Raw genomic sequence first — 1,747 nt, 5'->3', positions numbered from 1 at the left:
GCGTCGGGCGCGTCCCGGTTCCGTCCCCGGACTTGCGCTTCCGGGGCGGTTTTTCCTTGCTCTCGGCCGCGGTTCGCTGTCTATCTCGGACCCGAGAAGGGCCATATGGCCGGTTTTACGGGTGTGGACGGCGATGAACGGGATGGCGGGACGGAAATTTGGTGCAGTCGTGCTGGTGCTGGCGGTATCAATGCTTGGCGCATGTGAGCGCAGCCCCCACAAGCTGACCGAATGTATCGGTGACCAGCCGGCTGTCGAACGCATTCGCGACGTTGCCCCCCCGAATTGCGGATCCTGATAAGCCGCTGCCAACGCTTTCAAATAAATTGAAAATCTTGTAAACCTGTCTCGCGGGCGCCTGAATGCCCGCCGATGGCGGAGTTATCATGGCGCGTTCGGCGCTGACCGGAACCCGGGTCAGGGAAAGACGACTTCTGATCGGTCTGAAGCAGGCCGATCTGGCGCGTATGGCCGGAATATCGCCTGCCTATCTCAATCTGATCGAACACAATCGCCGCCGGGTCGGCGCCGATCTGCTGACGCGCCTTGCCGATGCGCTGGGGGTTGAGGAGGCGGCTCTGGCCGAGGGCGCGGAAAGCACGCTTTTCGACGGGCTGCGCGAGGCCGCGGCGGGCCGGGCAGTCGGAGACGTTGAGCCTGAAGCGGCCCGGGTCGAGGAATTCGTTGGCCGTTTTCCCGGCTGGGCCGCGCTTGTCGCCGGTCAGCGCGGGCGGATCGCCGGGCTGGAACGCGCGGTCGAGGCGCTGCATGAACGCATGGCGCATGATCCGTTCCTCTCGGCCTCGCTGCATGAGGTCGTCTCGGCCGTGACCTCGGTCCGCTCCACCGCCGCGATCCTCGCCGAAAGCGAGGATGTTGCCCCGGACTGGCGGGCGCGGTTTCACCGCAATATCTATGAGGACAGCATCCGCCTGAGCGAGGCGGCGGCGGCACTCGTTGCCTATCTCGACACCTCGCAAGAGGCCGAAACGGGCCTCTCGTCGCCACAGGAAGAGGTCGAGGCCTGGCTCGCGCGGATGCAGTACCATCTGACCCCTCTCGAACGCCCCCATCCGCCGGCCCCCGAAGCCCTGATCGCCGGGGTGCCGGAACTGGCCAGCAATGCAGCACGGCATCTGGCGCTGGCGCATATAGGACGCTACCGCGCCGACGCTTTGGCGCTGCCGCTCGACCGCTTCCTTGAGGCGCTGGAGCAGACCGGTCCCGACCCGGCAGCACTCGCGCGCCATCTGGGCACCGGGCTTGGCCCGATATTCCGGCGCCTCGCCACTTTGCCCGAAGGGGCGGGCCCGCCGCTTGGCCTTGTCGCCTGTGACGCTTCGGGCACATTGACCTTCCGCCGTCCCGCGCCGGGTTTCGCACTGCCCCGCCATGGCGCGGCCTGCCCCCTTTGGCCGCTTTACGAGGCGCTGATCCGGCCGATGGCGCCGATCCGGGCGGTGGTTGAAATGGCGGGCCGGGTGCCGCAGCGGTTCACCACTTATGGCTATTGCGAACCCCGCTATCCCGGCGGGTTTGACGGGCCGCAGGTGGTGGAGGCTCTGATGCTGATCCTGCCGCCCCCCGAAGCACAGGACGGCGCGCCCAAACCTGTCGGCCCCTCCTGCCGGATCTGCCCGCGCCCCGATTGCGCGGCCCGGCGGGAACCGTCGATCCTCGTCGGTGGCGGCTGATGTGATTGGGGGCCCGAACCCTGCCGCCAGCCCCACCGGAGCGGTCTTCGCCC

General features: G+C 67.7%; 1 protein-coding gene. It reads left to right on the top strand.

What is annotated here, in order from left to right:
• The first annotated feature begins 386 nt into the window (after positions 1–386).
• On the top strand, positions 387–1,694 hold the full coding sequence (locus tag WBB85_RS08480) for a short-chain fatty acyl-CoA regulator family protein (protein WP_432638186.1): 1,308 nt from the start codon (positions 387–389) through the stop codon (positions 1,692–1,694).
• Positions 1,695–1,747: the final 53 nt, after the last annotated feature.

It is taken from the genome of Albidovulum sp. (assembly GCF_049646345.1).
Taxonomy (GTDB): domain Bacteria; phylum Pseudomonadota; class Alphaproteobacteria; order Rhodobacterales; family Rhodobacteraceae; genus Albidovulum.
This window is presented reverse-complemented; position numbering and strand designations above follow the sequence as displayed.